Genomic DNA, 17913 nt, shown 5'->3' with positions numbered 1-17913 from the left:
AAAGATTAAAAATACTCTTGGAGTTTTTCAGTTTTTCAATCTTTTAATCTTTTATTTTTTTTTGGGCGTTTTAACGGGCTTTACGTTTCAATCTTTTTTTGTTTTGTCATTGCGAAGAAAGTTTTTACTTTCTGTAATAATCTCTTTATTATTAAGAGATTACTTCGTCATACTTCCTCGTAATGACGTAATGTTTCAAAAAAAGGATTTCCACTACAATCCCTAACGCGCTTGTTTATTTTATTATTTGCAAAAACGATAAACTTTGTCACTTTTAGACTTTACAACTTCCTTTTAAAAACAATCAATAATTCGTTGAGCAATTCGCAAAGCTTCGGTTCCTTGTGACAAAGAAACAATCGGAGTTGTATCATTATTAATCGCATCAGCAAACGATTCTAATTCGTCTAAAATGGCGTTATTTTCTTTTACTTCCGGATTGTCAAAATAAATTTGTTTTTTAACACCTTCTGCATTTTGTAAAATCATGGCAAACTCATCTGGAGTTTCTGGAACATCTTTCATACGAACTACTTCTGATTTTTTCTCTAAAAAATCAACTGAAATATAAGCATCTTTTTGAAAGAATCTCGATTTACGCATATTCTTCATTGAAATTCTACTTGCTGTTAAATTGGCAACACAACCATTTTCAAATTCGATTCTTGCATTGGCAATATCAGGCGTTTCACTAATTACCGAAACACCACTTGCGTGCACATTTTTTACAGGCGATTTTACAACACTTAAAATAATATCAATATCATGAATCATTAAATCCAATACCACCGGAACATCTGTTCCTCTTGGATTAAATTCTGCCAAACGATGCGTTTCTATAAACATAGGCGATTCGATCATATCTTTTACCGCAGTAAAAGCAGGATTAAAACGTTCTACATGACCAACTTGTCCACGAACATGTTTCTGACTTGCTAATGTTCTTATTGCTTCTGCTTCTAAAACTGTTTTTGTAATTGGTTTTTCAATAAAAATATGACAACCTTTTTCTATGGCTAATTTTGCACATTCGAAATGTGATAAAGTCGGAGTTACAATATCGATGACATCAACTTCGTCAATTAAACTTTCTACAGAATCAAACAATGTATACCCAAATTCTTCGGCAACTTTTTGTGCATTTTCTGTAAAAGGATCGTAAAAACCTACTAATTCGTATTTATCTGATTGTTGTAATAAGCGAAGATGAATTTTCCCTAAATGGCCAGCGCCAAGAACACCTACTTTTAGCATATACATATGGTTTTGTGTTAAATGTTGATTTTCAGCAAAGAAAAAAGCCAAAAATAAATCGTTAACAAAGATACACTTTTATAGCAATTTTTTTAGATTTATTACTACTTTTAGAACTCCAAACTAAAGATAGAATTGAAAGATACACATAAACATCAAGGACTTAGAAAACAGTTAGCTAACGTGTTAGAAGCAAAAGGAATTACCGATAAAAACGTGTTAGATGCTGTGTGCAAAATTCCACGACATTTGTTTATTGATTCTAGTTTCGAGGCGCATGCATATCAAGATAAAGCATTTCCGATTGCTGCCGAGCAAACCATTTCTCAACCTTATACAGTTGCATTTCAATCGCAAACTTTAGCAATAAAACCAGGAGATAAAGTCTTAGAAATCGGAACAGGTTCGGGGTATCAAACTGCCGTTTTATTAGAAATGAAAGCTGAAGTATATTCAATTGAGCGTCAAAAAGAATTGTTTAAAAAAACCTCTTTATTCTTGCCAAAATTAGGATACAGAGCTAAAAAACTTATTTTTGGTGATGGTTATAAAGGTTTACCAGAAGTGGCTCCTTTTGATAAAATTATTGTAACGGCTGGCGCGCCTTTTGTTCCGAAACCTTTATTGAGTCAGTTAAAAGTGGGAGGAAAGTTATTAATTCCTGTCGGAGAATCCACACAAATAATGACGTTGTTTATCAGAAAATCAGCCAAAGAATTTGAAAAACACGAATTAGGAGATTTTGCTTTTGTACCAATGTTAGAAGAGAAGAATTAATTTTTTACTCGATACCAATATGCAGTTCTACCAAAAACTGAAAAACCAATATAACCACGAAGTTTCATCGTATCATTATCTTTTAACGTAATGTAGCATTTGTATACTTTTCCATTTTTTGGATCTAAAACTTTTCCGCCAGACCATTCGTTGCCATCTTTTTTTAACCCATTGATAATAACCAATCCTTTTATTGGTTTATTTTTGTTTTCTCCTTTGCAATTTTCACAAACAGCATTTTTTGTTTTTGGGTCTAAAAGCTGAATAATCTTCCCGTAGAATTTACCATTCTCTTGATAAATTTCAATAATAGATTCATCTTTATTGGTTTCCTCATCTACAGATTTCCATTTCCCTAAAATAGATTGCGAATAGGCAATTGTAGTAAATAACAAGAAAAAAAGAAAAATAATTTTTTTCATTTAATCGTATTTCGCATCAAAATTTCCATCCCATTTTCCTTGAACGCGTAATATTTGCTCGATGATATCACGTACACAACCTTCGCCACCTTTTTTGTAGGAAATGTATTTTGAAATTCCTTGAATTTCTGGAGCAGCATCATTAGGGCAACACGGCATTCCAACTAATTTCATTACTGGATAATCTGGAATATCATCGCCCATATACAATACGTTTTCTGGTTGTAAATTGTATTTTTCAACCAATTCGCTGTATTGTTTTATTTTATCATGTGCGCCTAAATAAATATCTTTAATTCCCAAGCCTTTTAAACGAGTTCTTACACCTTCGTTATTTCCACCAGAAATGATACATACATTTAAACCAGCATCAACAGCCGTTTTTAATGCATAGCCATCTTTAATATTCATGTGTCTTACCAATTCTCCATTCGGAAAAACGGTAACCATACCGTTTGTTAAAACGCCATCAACATCAAAAATTAACGTGTTTATTTGAGATAGATATTCTTTATAACTTTTTTCCATATTTTAATTAAATTTGTCTGTTCGAGCGGAGTCGAGAACTTATATAACCTCTCGACTCCGCTCGAGGAGACATTTTATTTTAATTTATTCAATTGAGTTTTGAATTGACTTTGTAAGCAATTCATAAATTTTTTGCTGCTGCAAATTTAAATTTTCTAAATGATTTTGTATCGTTTGCACATCGTTTCTTTTAGCTGGACCTGTTTGGGCATCTTTTGGTAAAATTGACTGAATTTTCTTTGCAGTTTCTTCGATTAGTGGATATAAAAATTCAAAAGGAACGTTATTTTTCTCACAAATATCACTCGCAATTGTATACATATGATTGGTAAAATTATTAACAAAAACAGCCGCAACATGTAATTTTTTACGTTGTTCTGAATCAATTTGATAGATTTTATTTCCAATTGATTTTGCTACATTTTCTAACAAAATAAAATCCTCTTTATGTGAAGTTTCTAGACAAAACGGAATCTCATTAAAATTGATGATTGCATTTTTTGTAAACGATTGCAACGGATAAAAAACACCTTTTCTGTTTCCTGCAATTGCATTGATGTCAACTGCACCAGAAGTGTGAACAATCAAACCATTTCTATTTTTAATTTCTTGAGAAACTTGCTGAATTGCATCATCAGAAACCGCAATAATAGTCACGTCAGAACTAGTAATAGTCGATAATTTTCTAGAATTAAATTGCGTCACACTAATATTTGCTGCTTTAGAAAAAGCAGTGTATAAATGCGTTGCCACGTTTCCGCTACCAAGAATTGCTACTGAAATCATAGATAGCGAAGATATTGAAATTAATTTTCAACAATTAGATAATTAAAAATATTTTTGCATATTTGTAGCCTTATGATTGTTTAAATAGACTTCAGTTTTGTCGTTTCTTACACGACCCAAAATTATCAGTATTGAAATTCCTTCAACGCTGTTTTCATATATATATTTAAAAAATAAAAAATGTCAAAAGACAATCAAACTTCAATAAAAAATATTTTTCAACTTTTTATAGACGCCGTTAGCGGAAAAGAACAAGATTTTACAACAGGAAGCATTAGAAAAGCAGTTTTTTTATTATCCATTCCGATGATTTTAGAAATGCTGATGGAATCAATATTTGCTTTGGTTGATATTATCTACGTTTCTCAAGTTAGTGTAAATGCTGTGGCAACCATTGGTTTAACAGAATCTGTAATTACCTTAGTATACGCAGTCGCCATCGGATTGAGTATGGCAGCAACTGCTGTTGTAGCAAGAAGAATTGGAGAAAAAGATGCTGTTGGAGCAAATCAAGCTGCCATACAAGTGATCATTTTAGGAGTAGCTATCGCGATGATAATTAGTGTTATCGGAATTATTTATCCGAAGGAAATCCTTGCTTTAATGGGCGCAGAACCTGATTTAATTGAAGAAGGTTTTGGGTACACAAAAATTTTATTAGGAGGAAACATTACCATTATGTTACTGTTTTTAATCAACGCTATTTTTAGAGGCGCAGGAAATGCTTCGATTGCAATGTGGACGTTGATTTTATCAAACGGATTAAACATTATTTTAGATCCAATTTTTATCTTCGGATTTGGTCCGATTCCTGCTTATGGAGTAGAAGGAGCAGCAATTGCAACAACAATTGGTAGAGGAACTGCTGTGGTTTGGCAATTAATTGCGTTGTTTTATGGATTTGGAAAAATTAAAATTGCCGTAAAAGATGTGGTAATTCGAATTTCTGTAATGATTAATTTGATCAAAGTTTCTTTAGGCGGAATTGGTCAGTTTTTAATCGGAACTTCTAGTTGGGTTTTCTTAATGAGAATCATGTCAGAATTTGGTAGTGAAGTGTTAGCAGGTTACACAATTGCAATTCGAATAATGATGTTTACTTTAATGCCAGCTTGGGGAATGAGCAATGCAGCAGCAACATTAGTGGGTCAAAACCTTGGAGCAAAAAAACCAGACAGAGCAGAAAAATCAGTTTGGAAAACTAGTAAATATGCAGCATATTTTATGGGATTTGTTTCCATTATTTATATGGTTTTTGCCTCTACTTTTTTAAGTTGGTTTAGCGATAATCCTGAAGTGGTAAAAAACGGAGCTTTATGTTTACAAATTATTGCAGCAGGTTATGTTTTTTATGCATATGGAATGGTTGTGATTCAATCTTTTAATGGTTCTGGAGATACAAAAACACCAACCTATATTAATTTTGTTTGCTTTTGGTTGTTTCAATTACCGTTTGCTTACATTGTTGCAATTACCTTTGAAGCTGGTCCTATTGGTGTATTTTTATCCATTACAATTGCAGAAATCTTAATAGCAATCATCGGAATTTGGTTCTTTAAAAAAGGAAAGTGGAAAACGGTACAAGTGTAATTGTTTTCTTAATTTAGCTAAACTAATTTTTACACAATGAAGAAAAATAACAACTTAGGAATCAATACCATTTGCACACACATTGGAGAAGTTAAAGACGAGCAATTTAAAGGCGCAATTTCGCCAATTTATATGTCAACTTCTTATGAGTTTGATAATGTGGATGTAAAACGATATCCACGTTATTTCAACACACCAAATCAAGAAATGTTATGCAAGAAAATTGCAGCCTTAGAAAAAACGGAGAACGCTTTGATTTTCGGATCTGGAATGGCGGCTGTTAGTACAACCTTGTTAGCTTTTTTACACAAAGGAGATCATATCGTACTTCAGCATACATTGTATGGAGGTACTTATAACTTTGTTGTTGAGGAGTTTGATAAATTCGGAATTGAATATTCATTTACCAAAGATTTATCCATCGAATCTTTTCAAAAAGAAATCAGAAAAAATACAAAGGTATTGTATATTGAAACTCCGTCCAATCCACTTTTAACGATAACTGACATGCAATTGGTTGCTAGCTTGGCAAAGCAAAACGGCATAGTAACGATGATTGACAATACGTTTGCATCGCCTATAAATCAGACTCCAATTGATTTCGGAATTGATATTATGTTGCACTCTGCAACAAAATATATGGGCGGACATTCAGATATTTTAGCCGGAGCAGTTGCTGCTTCTAATGAACATATTGATAAAATTTGGAACATTGCAAAAAACTTAGGCGGAAGTTTAAGTGATTTTACCGTTTGGATGTTAGAGCGTAGTTTAAAAACGATGAATTTGCGTGTAAAACGCCAAAGTAAAAATGCGTTGAAAATGGCAAAATATTTGGATAAAAATGAATCAGTTGCCAACGTATATTATCCAGGATTAAAAACGCATTCAGATTATAAACTAGCAAAAAAGCAAATGAAATATTTTGGAGGTATGTTGTCTTTTGAATTGAAAGAAAACATCAATGCAATGGATTTTATGAATAATTTATCGCTGATAAAACCATCGATGAGTTTAGCTGGTGTTGAAAGCACGATGTTAAGTCCAACTCAAACTTCCCATGCATTATTATCTCCAGAAGAAAGAGAAAATCAAGGAATAAAAGACGGATTGATTCGTTTTTCAGTCGGAATTGAAGAAACAAAAGATTTAATTGATGATATTGAACAAGCAATTTTAAAAGTAAAATAAAACGATGGTTAAAGGAAGATTAGAGGCTTTTACAGATGGCGTTTTAGCCATTATTATTACCATAATGGTGTTAGAGTTGAAAGTGCCACATGGCGGAGAGTTTAAAGATTTACAACCGTTGTTTCCTGTTTTTGGTAGTTATGTTCTAAGTTTTATCTATGTTGCCATTTATTGGAATAATCATCATCATATGATGCAAACCGTAAAACATGTTACCGGTAAAATTATTTGGGCAAACATGCATTTATTATTCTGGTTGTCTTTAATTCCGTTTGTTACTGGTTGGATGGGAGAAAATAATTTTACAACTGCTACTGTATTTTCTTATGGAATTGTTCTACTCGGAGCAGCAATTGCTTATTTTATATTACAAAGTTTAATTATAAAAAGTCAAGGTAAAACATCAATTTTAGCAAAAGCGTTAGGTAAAGATTATAAAGGAAAAGCTTCACTAGTTTTATATATTATTGGTATTGTTTCCTCTTTTTTTAATATTTGGATAAGTGGAGTTATTTTTATCCTCGTAGCTATTATGTGGTTAATTCCTGATCGTAGAATTGAAAAAGCACTTAAAAAAGAAGAAAAATGAAATTAGATATATTAGCGTTTGGTGCACATCCAGACGATGTTGAATTAGGTTGTGGGGCAACAATTGCTAAAGAAATTTCTTTAGGAAAAAAAATCGGAATTGTAGATTTAACACGTGGTGAGTTAGGAACCCGTGGTTCTGCGGATTTAAGAGATAAAGAAGCTGCAAATGCGGCAAAAATATTAGGAGTTTCGGTTCGTGAGAATTTGGGTTTTGCAGATGGATTTTTTATCAACGATAAACAACATCAATTAGAAATCATAAAAATGATTCGTAAATACCGACCAGAAATGGTGTTGTGTAATGCGGTTGATGACCGTCATATTGATCATCCAAAAGGAAGTAAATTGGTTTCTGATGCGTGTTTTTTAAGCGGATTGATGAAAATAGAAACGGAATTGAACGGAGAAAATCAACAAAAATGGCGACCAAAACTAGTATGTCATTATATCCAATGGAAAAATAGTGAACCTGATTTTGTGGTTGATGTAACTGGTTTTATAAATGCGAAAATTGAATCTGTAAGAGCGTATAGCTCACAGTTTTTTGACCCAAAAAGTAAAGAGCCAGAAACGCCAATTACAAGTAAAAACTTTACTGATAGTATAGAATACAGAGCCAAAGATTTAGGGAGATTAATTGGCGTAGAATACGCAGAAGGTTTTACCACAGAACGTTACGTTGCTGTAGAAAATTTAGGAAAATTAATTTAGGTTTTCTTTTGTTGTAAATTAAAAAATGAATTATATTTGCACCCGCAAGTTACATGGTGGTTGTAGCTCAGTTGGTTAGAGTATCGGTTTGTGGTACCGAGGGTCGCGGGTTCGAATCCCGTCTTCCACCCAAAAGCAAAAGCTTCTCTTTTTTAGAGGAGCTTTTTTGTATGTTACATTTATGAAGAAAAGGGATGAGAAGTTTATCTTGAGCGGAGTCGAAAGGAATCCCGTCTTCCACCCAAAAGCAAAACCTTTTCAGAAATGAAAAGGTTTTTTTGTGCTTCAATTTTTTATTCTTTCATCATATTTTATAGTTCTTATTTTTTACATTTGGATAAATACTTATTTCTATGCAACATTTATTGAACGTTTATAAACGAATACAACCACACATTCACAAAACTCCAGTATTACAATCAAGATTATTAAACGAAGCAACAGGTGCACACGTATTTTTAAAATGTGAAAACTTTCAAAAAACGGGATCTTATAAAACTAGAGGAGCAAGCAATGCTATTTTAAATTTAACTGAAGCACATAGAAGTAAAGGTGTTTTAACACATTCTTCTGGAAATTTTGCACAAGCATTATCTTTAGCCGCTAAAAACTTAGGTGTAAAAGCTTATATTGTAATGCCTTCTTCAGCTCCAGAAATTAAAAGAAAAGCTGCGTTAGATTATGGCGGAATCATAACAATCAGCGGACCAACTTTGGCAGAAAGAGAAATGGCTTCAAAGAAGATTGAAAAAGAAACTGGAGCAACTTTTATTCATCCTTCTAATGATATTGATGTAATTGACGGACAAGGAACTGCATGTTATGAATTGCTTCAATCAGCATCAGATTTTGATTATATCATTGCGCCAATTGGCGGCGGCGGTTTAATTGCAGGAACTTGTTTATTTGCAAATGCTTTTTCTCCATCTACAAAAGTAATCGGAGCAGAACCTTTTGAGGTTGACGATGCGTATCGTTCATTAAAAAGCGGTAAAATAGAAACCAATGAAACAACAAATACGGTTGCAGACGGATTGAAAACACAACTAGGAAATCATAACTTTCCAATCATTTTAAAACATGTAGACCAAGTAATTAGAGTTACTGAAGATGAAATTATCTCGGCCATGCGTTTTGTTTGGGAACGCATGAAAATCACGATTGAACCTTCTAGTGCAGTTGCTGTTGCCGCAGTTTTTAAAGAACCAATATTGTTTAAAAATAAAAAAATTGGTGTTATTATTTCTGGTGGAAATGTAGATGTTAGCAAATTACCTTTTTAACTAAAATTGATGAAGTGCTTCAATAACTTCTGCTCGCTTACGAACAGAAACAGGAACCGAACTTTTATCTTTTAAAACCAAATATCCACCATCAGATTTTATAAATTCTTTGATGTATTTGGTATTTACCAAATGACTTTGATGCACGCGTAAGAAAGAATTGTCTTTTAACAAATCGGCATAAAACTTTAAGGTTTTGGTAACCATAATTTTTGTGCCATTTTCAAAATAAAAAGTGGTGTAATTATTATCAGATTTACATCGAATAATTTCATCCAAAGAAACCACTACAATTTTATCTAAGGTGTGTAATGATATTTTTTTTGGCAATTGATTTGGAGTAGCAATAGATTCTTGCAAGACTGATAATTGCTCATTTTTTGGCTGTATTTGATGCATTGCTTTATCAATTGCATTTTTCAAATCTTCATCAGAATAGGGTTTTAAAATATAATCAATGGCGGCAAATTTAAATGCTCTGATGGCAAACTCGTCACTTGCTGTTACAAAGATAATTTTTGAGCTTAAATTCGGAATGATTTCTAATAAGTCAAATCCTGTTCCGTCTCCCAACATAATGTCTAGAAACAAAATGTCTGGTTGCTTTTTTTGTAAGATTTTAGCAGCAGAAACCACACTATTTGCTGTGCCAATAATTTTTATGATTGGATGACTGTTAGAAATATCTTGTGCTAACATTTCTAATGCTTGCGGCATATCATCTACTAAAATGGCTGTTTGTTGTTGCATTTATAAGAGTTTTTCTAATTCAAAAATGGTGATTTCCGGTCTAACATTAAAACGAACTTGCCAAAGATGTCCTAAAGCTCTATTGATATACAAAGTTCTTCCGTCATTTAAATCTATTTTTCCAGAGGAATATCTTTTGTTTTTTACTGGTAAAATTAGCGGATCTAAAAATGGAGGTTTTACTTGTCCGCCATGCGTATGACCAGATAAAATCCAACCTTTATAATTATTCCAAATAGCTAAATCGCAAACATCTGGATTGTGGCATAAAACCAAATTTGCATTATTATGATCTATTTGATTCATTATTTTCTGCGGATAAAAATTCAATCCCCAATAATCATCCAATCCAACAATATGCAATCCGTTGATGTTTTTTTGTTCATTATTTAAAATTGATATTCCAGAATTTTCAAGAATAGCAGTAATTTCATTTGCAACTTCTTGTTCTGACCAATTCTTTCCATAATCATGATTTCCGAGTATTCCTACTGTTCCTAGTTTACCTTTTACAGCTTTATTTAAAACTTCCTTTAGTTGCGTAAATTGTTCTTTATTTTCATAAGAAACATAATCACCAGTATAAACCACAAAATCTGGATTTAATTTCTGAGCTTTTTGAAATGAATCAATAATGTATTGATAATCAAAACGATTGCCAACATGAATATCGCTAATCTGCATCAATGTTTTACCAACTAAATGATCTGGTAAGTTTTTAATAGGCATTTTTTTATTTACAAATTCTAACCAAAAAGGTTCAATTTGCCAAGAATAAATTCCGCTAAGAAATGCGGCACCTAAAGCACCAAAAAATGATTTTTTAATAAATTTTCTTCTTTTCATAGTTATTAATAATCTGTTTTTAACGGAATTTTAAATTCAACTTTTGTTCCAATTACATAACTGTTTTTAGCGAGTTCTTTGATTTCTAATGTACTCGTTTTTGATAAATTTTCTATCCGTTCTTTGGTTACTTTTAAAGCAATAGAAGTATGCTTTGAAGCTGCTTTTGCTTTTTTTGATTGCTCAATTCCGATTCCGTTATCAATAATTGTACAAACTAAATGATTGTTTTTTGTTCTAAAATGGATTGATACTCTTCCGTTTACATTTTTAAAACCATGTTTGATGCTGTTTTCTACAAAAGGTTGTACTAACATTGGAGGAATCAAAATTTCTTCTGTTGCAATATTATCAACTTCGGTTGTAATTGTGTACTCGAAATTTCCGTTCATTTTTTGTTCTAAATCTAGATAATTCTTTAGCGTTTCAATTTCTTCAGAAAGATTGATTTCTTCTTTTCTAGAATTCTGTAAAAGTGAACGTAATAAGGTTGCAAACTGACTAATTGTAATGTTTAATTCTTTTGTATTTCCGTTGTTTCCAAATGCTTTAATTCCGTTTAAAACATTAAAAATAAAATGCGGATTCATTTGTAATTGTAAGGCTTTTTGCTCTAAAGTAATTAAATGATTTTCTAAGGTTAGTTTTTCAATTTTTTGTTGATTTTTTAATTGTTTTCTTCTAAAGAAAGAGAAAATAATTAAGAAGAAAATCAATATTACTAATGCAATAATTCCGGCAATAAACCACGTTTTTTGATACAAAGGTTTATCTATAAAAAAGGTAAAAACTGTTGGTTCGCTTTCAAATTTTGATGCATTTCTAGATCTTACAGAAAAGGTGTAATTCCCTGATGTTAAGTTTGCAAAATTGATTGAATTATTCGATGTCCAAGAGCTTTTAGTTTCATTTAAAGTATACTGATATTCAACTCTTTTCGGTTGATTGATATCCACCGTTTTAAAGCTAAATGAAATATTATTTTGCGCTGGAGAAAGTTGTAAAACGGCATTTTTAAATTGCTTTTGAATACTATCAATAGATTGATTTGAAACTTCGATGTTTTCAAAATGAATCGTTGGTTTTATAAGCGTTTTTTTGTTTTCGTTTGGTGTATATCTTGTAATTCCATTTTTTGTTCCAAACCAAAGATTTCCAAATTGGTCTTCTAAAGAAGTGTTTTTTGTGGTTTCAATTCCGATAAAACCATCATTTGCATTGTAATGTGTCGATTTTGAAATTTTATTGTTTTGAAATTCAATTTTATCAACACCTTTTTCTGAACCAATCCATAATTGATTTTTTGCATCAACCATTAATTGATAACTATTTTTTGAACTTAAAAATTCACCTTTTATCGGTTTTGGAGAATTCAATTTCGGAATTGTGGTTTTCCAAATCCCGTTTCCTAAAGTTCCGATATACAAATAATCAGCAGAAAAAGACAAACTACTAATTGTGGTGTTTTTATTTAGAAATCTTGAATAATGAGTTACTGTATTGTTGGCAATAAAACCGATATCGCCTTGTAAAGTTCCGTACCAAATCTTATTATTATGGAGCAGAGAAGTAGTTATCAATTGATTTTTTAATCCGTTGTTTTGATTGAAAACAGAAATGCTTTCTACAAAATTTTGCTGAAAATTATAGGCTAATTTTAGGATTCCAATTTTTTCTGAAACCAACCAAACTGTATTATTTTCAATGATAATATTTTGAATATTATTGGTTGACAAACCATTCTCTGAGTGTAATCTTTCGATGTCAAAGCCTGAAAAGTTTAAAGAATCATTGGATTTTCTAAAAATATAAACTCCTTTGTTTTGTGAACCAAACCAAAGATTGTCATCACTGTCTGATTTAATTGCTGTTGTTTTAAAATTGTTTTTTCTAACAAACCGAATTCCTAAACTATCAATTGTAAATAAGTTTCTATTTGTATCAGTAAACCAAATGCTATTGTTCTTTTGATGAACTGCAGTAATTTCTTTAATAGCTTGATTTTCTATAGTATTAAAATGCTTAAAATTACTAGAAGCGGATTTGTAAACGCCATTTTCGTTGGTTAATAACCAGGTATTTTGCTGTCTATCTGTAAAGGTTTTATGTGTGATTAATTTTATTGAGTTATCAATTTCTAAATTATTTATGATTAATTTTTGTTCATTAAAATTTGCTTCAAATTCTTTTAAAGAACTAGCCTTAATTTTTGATTTTGTATTTAATGTTGTTGATTTCCAGATTTTATTTGAAGTCTTTATCCAGTAGAAATAGTTTTTATATTGGATGTCTAACACATTAGATAAATCAATTTTTAAATCAATTTGTATTGGAGTTACATACTCTTTTTTAAATTGATAAACGCCTTGATTTGTTGCTAAATAAAGTTTTTTATCAAGCCAAATTAACTTATTGATTTTTGGCGTTTTAAAATTTGTAATCTTGTTTTTAGTTTTAATGGACAAACCATTATTTGTACCAATAAACAAACTGTCTTTGTGTATGTAAAAGGAATTTACAAAATTAGAAAGTAAACCGTATTCTTGACTAAAAACTTCAAAATCATTTCCGTCAAAACGAGCAATTCCGCCACCTTGAGTTGCAAACCAAATATATCCAACAGCATCTTGAACTGCATCAGTTACATCAGATTGTGGCAATCCGTTTGCAATTGAGTAGTTTTTAAAATTTACTTTTTGAGCATTAATCGTTATTGCAAAAAGGAAACAAAACAAGAAAAGTGTGAGTCTAAAAAAAGGCATTATTACAGTACTTGAACACACTAAAATAAACATTTATTGTGCCATAAAATTATTTTAACATTTTAAGAAGAAAGATAGTATTTATTATTTAGTAAATTCACATTTTAAAACTAAACTTTAGAATTATGAAATCTTTTATGAGTGCATTTTTATTGCTTTTTTCTGTAGCAATATATTCGCAAAACGGAACCGTACATTTTACTTTAAAACCAACTTTAACTCCAGACGCTTCGAATGTAATTTTTAGTTACGAAGGCGATTTATGGAAAGTTTCTTCAAATGGAGGAGAAGCATTTCGATTAACGGCTATGGATGGAGTAGAAACAGATCCAAGTGTTTCTCCAGACGGAAAATGGTTGGCTTTTACGAGTAATCAATACGGAAATAATGATGTTTATATTATGCCGTTAAATGGAGGAAAAATTAAGCAATTAACTTTTCATCAAAGTAACGATGCAGTTTCTTCTTGGAGTTGGGATAGTAAGTCTATTAATTTTACATCAAACAGGTTTAATTCGATGACAAATTATGCTGTTCATATTGATGGTGGAACACCAAAAAGAACTTTTGAACATTATTTTAATACGGTTCATAATGTTGTTGAGCATCCAAAAACGGGAGATATTTATTTTAATGAATCTTGGGAAAGTTCAAGGTTTACACATAGAAAAAGATATAAAGGAGATTACAATCCAGATATAAAATCGTACAATAAGAAAACAAAAAAATACACACAACACACCACATATAGAGGAAAAGATTTTGCCGCTACAATTGATAAAAACGGAAAAGTTTATTTTCAATCTGATGAATATAAAGGAGAATACAATTTATATACGTTCGAAAACGGAACTAAAAAAAGATTGACGAATTTTTCTACATCAATCATGTGGCCAAAAGTAAGTGCGAACGGTAAAAAAGTAGTTTTTAGAAAAGATTATCAATTGTATGTGTATGATGTTGATAGAAAATCTTCGAAAAAACTAAAAATTGATATCAATAATAATTCTACAACACAACAAGAGCAATCTTTTGATGTTAAAGGAAATATCACCTTTTTTGATGTTTCTGAAGACGGAAAAAAAATGGCATTTGTTTCTAGAGGAAAATTATTTGTTTCTGATGTTGAAGGGAAGTTTGTGAAAGAAATTGAAACAAATCCTAAAGAAGCTGTTAAAGAAGTAAAATGGTTAAAAGATAATAGCTCTTTAATATTTTCTAGATCTGTAAACGGTTATTATAATTGGTTTGTAACAAGTGCAAATGGTGCATTTAAAACCAAACAAGTAACAAAATCAAAAGAAAATAACAGACAACTTACATTAAATAACGACAGAACAAAGGGTGTGTATTTAAGCGGAAGAAATGGTTTGCACATTATTGATTTAAACAATTATAAATCTGAAGTAGTTGTAAAAGATGAATTTTGGGCCTTTTATAGCTCTAATCCTTATTTTTCTCCAGACGGAAAACACATTTTGTACAGCGCACGAAGAGATTTTGAAGAAGATGTTTTTGTGTATACAATTGCTACAAAAAAATCGGTAAACTTAACAAAAACAAAGGTTTCTGAATCTGATCCACATTGGTCTCCAGACGGAAGATATGTTTATTTTTCGTCAGAAAGAACGGCACCAAGTTTTCCAAGCGGAGGAAATGGAGCTTCTAAAGTGTATCAAATGGCTTTAGACAAATACGAAAAACCATTTAAGATTGATAAAGTAAATGAGTTGTTTGTAGAAAAAAGCAAAGATAAAAAAGATGCTAAAGATAAAAAGGAAGAAATTGAACCAATTGTAATAAACGAAAAAGGTTTAATGGACAGGTTAACAGCAATTAGCCCAAGATTTGGTGGTCAAGGAAATATTTCGATTATAAAAGACGGCGCAAAAACACATGTAATTTATATCTCTAATCATGATCAAGGAAGAAATAAATTATGGAAAACAACAATTGAGCCTTTTGAAAATAATAAAACAGTAAAATTAAGCGATTCTCCAACTTTTGGATATCAACTAGTAAGTGCTGGTAAAAAGCATTATTTATTATCAAGAGGAAATATCAGCTCAATCAATTTAGGAGCTAATAAGTTAAAAGCAATTGCAATCAATCATAGCTTCAATAAATCATTATCTGATGAGTTTGAGCAAATGTATTACGAAGCTTGGGCAGGAATGGAAGAGAGTTTTTATGATGAAAATTTCCATGGAGAAAATTGGCAAAAGCTAAGAGATTCTTACGCAGAATTTTTACCAAAGGTTTCTAGTAGAGCAAATTTACGTTTAATTTTTAACGACATGTTAGGAGAATTAAATACTTCTCACTTTGGATTTAATTCTTTCGGGAAAGAAGAACAAGTTTTTTACGGATCACAAACATTAGCAACAGGAATTTTATTTGATAATGAAAATCCATACACAATTGAAAGAATAGTTTCTGAAAGTCCAACCGATGTTAGAGGTAAAAACCTTAGAAAAGGAGACAAATTAATTGCAGTAAATGGTAAAAAAGTAAACACAAAAAACAATAGAGAATCGTATTTTACAAACCCGAAATTTGCATCAGAAATTAGCTTGACTTTTTCTAGAAACGGTTCAGAGTTCGATGTAAATATTCATCCAACGAGTTACAGAGCAATTAGCACTTTATTGTATGATGAATGGCAAGATGAAAATCAATCTTATGTAGATAAAAAATCCAACAACAAGATTGCTTATGTGCACATGAAAAATATGTCTGGTGGCGAATTGACAAAGTTTTATCACGATTTAGTTAGTGATGAAGCTTATAAAGAAGGTTTAATTTTAGATTTACGTTTTAATACTGGTGGAAATGTACACGATGCCGTTTTAAACTTCTTAAGACAAAAACAATATTTAAATTGGAAATACAGAGAAGGAAAATTAACAAGTCAATCTAACTTTAGTTATGGCGATAAACCAATTGTATTGTTGATCAACGAGCAATCATTATCTGATGCAGAAATGACTGCAGCAGGATTTAAAGAACTTGGAATGGGAACAATTGTTGGAACAGAAACGTATAGATGGATTATTTTTACAACAAGTGGTTCTTTAGTAGACGGTTCTAGTTATCGTTTGCCAGTTTGGGGTTGTTATACTTTAGACGGAAAAGATTTAGAATTAACAGGAGTTTCGCCAGATGTGTATGTTGGTAAAAACTTTAAAGACAGATTAGAGAATAAAACTCCGCAATTAGACAAAGCGATTGATATTATTTTAAAGAAATTAAAGAAGTAATATTTAGATTAAAATGATAAAGGCTGTTCAATTTGAACAGCCTTTTTTTGTTTAGTTTACGTTGTACAAACGCAAGTTATCAATTTCTGGTTCTACGTGTTGTAAATCTCCGTAAGGTTTAATGATTGGTTTTAAAACACATAATACAGTTGTAATTCCTTTAATAATTAATTTGTCTTCTTTTTCAACAGTTTTCCATCTAAACTTTTCAATCGGAATGTTGTAACTTTTAAATTCGTTTAAAAGATTTTCATCAGCTTCAATAAAATCCATAATAGCGTCTTGAGAAGTTAAAGTAGGAATTCCGTTATCAGAATCTGTATAATCTACTTCGATTTTTATTGGAAGATTAAATTGTGTTGTAAACGGATCTCCAACATAACGCTCACTTTCATTATACAAAGTTTCTAACCAATCAATATCTTCTTGCGGATATTTTTTAGCAAATGCTTTTGACAAATCTACTTTTCCTGGAGAATGTGCCGTTGGATAAAATCCGTAGAAAGGTTTAGCTAAATGATATTTAGAAAACTCACCACCAAAAACTGTGTAAAACGGAGTAGCAACAATATTTGGTTGTTTGTTGCTGCTAAAAACAGTTTTCATAGCTTCAATTAAATTGGTGTTATTTGCCAAAGCCGGAACATGGAAAACAACATTTGTGTCATCTGCAATTCCTTTTTCTACTTTTGGAAGTTCATTATTTAGTAAAGCGTTTCTTAGTGTATTTTCATTAACAATTTCCCCGTTTATTGCTGTTTCTAAATGCATTCCTTTCCAAGGATTATTTTCGCTTACAATATGAATGTCAGAATACAATCTGTCATCATAATTGTTGTTTAACCAAGAAATGATTTCTTGTAGCGAAAAAGCTTCTGTGATGACTTCAAATTGTTTTTCTTCAAAATACATTTTTGCACTTGTGTAATAATTTGAATGTTCAGAATCTACTCCGGTAATAAAAACGATAGCTTCTCTGTAAATTGGAACTTCTCTAATTTCTTCAGCAAGTACTGTTGGAGTGATGGTTGCAGTTGTTTTCTTTTTTCTGTTACAACTAGTAAAAGAAATACTTAAAGCTAGCAAAACGATTGCGATAACTTTTGTGTTTACGATTTTTTTCATGATACTTAGGTTTTAGATTAATAATTATGGTTAATCA

General features: G+C 31.1%; 15 protein-coding genes and 1 tRNA gene. 8 read left to right on the top strand and 8 right to left on the bottom strand.

Features of this window, described 5'->3' with window-relative positions; translation table 11 throughout:
- Positions 1-294: 294 nt before the first annotated feature.
- The gene (locus ABDX67_RS12090) at positions 295-1254 is read right to left on the bottom strand and encodes a Gfo/Idh/MocA family protein (protein WP_347175291.1); all 960 of its coding nucleotides are present in this window, start codon (positions 1252-1254) and stop codon (positions 295-297) included.
- Positions 1255-1389: 135 nt separating this feature from the next.
- Here ABDX67_RS12090 and ABDX67_RS12085 point away from each other — a divergent pair, with 135 nt between their 5' ends.
- Entirely contained in the window at positions 1390-2031 is a 642-nt protein-coding gene (locus ABDX67_RS12085; RefSeq protein WP_347175290.1) for a protein-L-isoaspartate(D-aspartate) O-methyltransferase, read from the top strand.
- Here the strand turns inward: ABDX67_RS12085 and ABDX67_RS12080 are convergent.
- The 3 genes from ABDX67_RS12080 to ABDX67_RS12070 form a co-directional block, all read right to left on the bottom strand.
- The gene (locus tag ABDX67_RS12080; RefSeq protein ID WP_347175289.1) at positions 2028-2453 is read right to left on the bottom strand and encodes a DUF2147 domain-containing protein; all 426 of its coding nucleotides are present in this window, start codon (positions 2451-2453) and stop codon (positions 2028-2030) included. The genes ABDX67_RS12085 and ABDX67_RS12080 overlap by 4 nt on opposite strands.
- The gene (locus ABDX67_RS12075) at positions 2454-2981 is read right to left on the bottom strand and encodes a KdsC family phosphatase (protein ID WP_347175288.1); all 528 of its coding nucleotides are present in this window, start codon (positions 2979-2981) and stop codon (positions 2454-2456) included. It abuts the gene before it with no gap.
- A gap of 84 nt (positions 2982-3065) precedes the next feature.
- Entirely contained in the window at positions 3066-3767 is a 702-nt protein-coding gene (locus ABDX67_RS12070) for a Rossmann-like and DUF2520 domain-containing protein (RefSeq protein WP_347175287.1), read from the bottom strand.
- A gap of 180 nt (positions 3768-3947) precedes the next feature.
- Between ABDX67_RS12070 and ABDX67_RS12065 the strand changes: the two genes are divergently transcribed.
- The 6 genes from ABDX67_RS12065 (at position 3948) to ABDX67_RS12040 (ending at position 9133) form a co-directional block, all read left to right on the top strand.
- A complete protein-coding gene (locus tag ABDX67_RS12065; RefSeq protein ID WP_347175286.1) occupies positions 3948-5357 on the top strand; it encodes an MATE family efflux transporter in 1410 nt (469 codons plus the stop codon).
- Positions 5358-5393: 36 nt separating this feature from the next.
- Entirely contained in the window at positions 5394-6548 is a 1155-nt protein-coding gene (locus ABDX67_RS12060) for a trans-sulfuration enzyme family protein (protein ID WP_347175285.1), read from the top strand.
- Positions 6549-6552: 4 nt separating this feature from the next.
- Positions 6553-7137: a TMEM175 family protein gene (locus ABDX67_RS12055; protein ID WP_347175284.1), complete on the top strand. Its 585-nt coding sequence runs from the start codon at positions 6553-6555 to the stop codon at positions 7135-7137.
- Positions 7134-7850, top strand: a complete 717-nt coding sequence (bshB1, locus tag ABDX67_RS12050; RefSeq protein WP_347175283.1) for a bacillithiol biosynthesis deacetylase BshB1 — start codon at positions 7134-7136, stop codon at positions 7848-7850. Before ABDX67_RS12055 ends, bshB1 begins: the two co-directional genes overlap by 4 nt.
- Before the next feature lie 55 nt (positions 7851-7905).
- A tRNA-His gene (locus tag ABDX67_RS12045) sits at positions 7906-7981 on the top strand.
- A gap of 222 nt (positions 7982-8203) precedes the next feature.
- A complete protein-coding gene (locus ABDX67_RS12040) occupies positions 8204-9133 on the top strand; it encodes a threonine/serine dehydratase family protein (RefSeq protein WP_347175282.1) in 930 nt (309 codons plus the stop codon).
- Here ABDX67_RS12040 and ABDX67_RS12035 read toward each other — a convergent pair whose 3' ends face one another.
- From ABDX67_RS12035 to ABDX67_RS12025, 3 genes are read right to left on the bottom strand one after another with little or no spacing between them, the layout of a single operon-like run.
- Entirely contained in the window at positions 9134-9883 is a 750-nt protein-coding gene (locus ABDX67_RS12035; RefSeq protein ID WP_347175281.1) for a LytR/AlgR family response regulator transcription factor, read from the bottom strand.
- Positions 9884-10729: a metallophosphoesterase gene (locus ABDX67_RS12030; protein WP_347175280.1), complete on the bottom strand. Its 846-nt coding sequence runs from the start codon at positions 10727-10729 to the stop codon at positions 9884-9886.
- Positions 10730-10734: 5 nt separating this feature from the next.
- The gene (locus ABDX67_RS12025) at positions 10735-13491 is read right to left on the bottom strand and encodes a sensor histidine kinase (RefSeq protein WP_347175279.1); all 2757 of its coding nucleotides are present in this window, start codon (positions 13489-13491) and stop codon (positions 10735-10737) included.
- A gap of 125 nt (positions 13492-13616) precedes the next feature.
- Between ABDX67_RS12025 and ABDX67_RS12020 the strand changes: the two genes are divergently transcribed.
- Entirely contained in the window at positions 13617-16751 is a 3135-nt protein-coding gene (locus ABDX67_RS12020) for a S41 family peptidase (RefSeq protein WP_347175278.1), read from the top strand.
- 51 nt (positions 16752-16802) lie between these two features.
- Here ABDX67_RS12020 and ABDX67_RS12015 read toward each other — a convergent pair whose 3' ends face one another.
- Positions 16803-17876 carry a hypothetical protein gene (locus ABDX67_RS12015; RefSeq protein WP_347175277.1) on the bottom strand — a complete coding sequence of 358 codons (1074 nt, stop codon included), beginning with the start codon at positions 17874-17876 and terminating at the stop codon, positions 16803-16805.
- Positions 17877-17913: the final 37 nt, after the last annotated feature.

This window comes from Polaribacter uvawellassae, from assembly GCF_039748955.1.
GTDB classification, from domain to species: domain Bacteria; phylum Bacteroidota; class Bacteroidia; order Flavobacteriales; family Flavobacteriaceae; genus Polaribacter; species Polaribacter uvawellassae.
This window is presented reverse-complemented; position numbering and strand designations above follow the sequence as displayed.

Bases quoted from the DNA above. Each gene is read 5' to 3' on its own strand.
- ABDX67_RS12025 (WP_347175279.1), bottom strand. From the start codon at position 13,491: ATGCCTTTTTTTAGACTCACACTTTTCTTGTTTTGTTTCCTTTTTGCA.
- ABDX67_RS12070 (WP_347175287.1), bottom strand. From the start codon at position 3,767: ATGATTTCAGTAGCAATTCTTGGTAGCGGAAACGTGGCAACGCATTTA.
- ABDX67_RS12020 (WP_347175278.1), top strand. From the start codon at position 13,617: ATGAAATCTTTTATGAGTGCATTTTTATTGCTTTTTTCTGTAGCAATA.
- ABDX67_RS12060 (WP_347175285.1), top strand. From the start codon at position 5,394: ATGAAGAAAAATAACAACTTAGGAATCAATACCATTTGCACACACATT.
- ABDX67_RS12090 (WP_347175291.1), bottom strand. From the start codon at position 1,254: ATGCTAAAAGTAGGTGTTCTTGGCGCTGGCCATTTAGGGAAAATTCAT.
- ABDX67_RS12040 (WP_347175282.1), top strand. From the start codon at position 8,204: ATGCAACATTTATTGAACGTTTATAAACGAATACAACCACACATTCAC.
- ABDX67_RS12035 (WP_347175281.1), bottom strand. From the start codon at position 9,883: ATGCAACAACAAACAGCCATTTTAGTAGATGATATGCCGCAAGCATTA.
- ABDX67_RS12075 (WP_347175288.1), bottom strand. From the start codon at position 2,981: ATGGAAAAAAGTTATAAAGAATATCTATCTCAAATAAACACGTTAATT.
- ABDX67_RS12015 (WP_347175277.1), bottom strand. From the start codon at position 17,876: ATGAAAAAAATCGTAAACACAAAAGTTATCGCAATCGTTTTGCTAGCT.
- ABDX67_RS12030 (WP_347175280.1), bottom strand. From the start codon at position 10,729: ATGAAAAGAAGAAAATTTATTAAAAAATCATTTTTTGGTGCTTTAGGT.
- ABDX67_RS12065 (WP_347175286.1), top strand. From the start codon at position 3,948: ATGTCAAAAGACAATCAAACTTCAATAAAAAATATTTTTCAACTTTTT.
- ABDX67_RS12055 (WP_347175284.1), top strand. From the start codon at position 6,553: ATGGTTAAAGGAAGATTAGAGGCTTTTACAGATGGCGTTTTAGCCATT.
- ABDX67_RS12080 (WP_347175289.1), bottom strand. From the start codon at position 2,453: ATGAAAAAAATTATTTTTCTTTTTTTCTTGTTATTTACTACAATTGCC.
- bshB1 (WP_347175283.1), top strand. From the start codon at position 7,134: ATGAAATTAGATATATTAGCGTTTGGTGCACATCCAGACGATGTTGAA.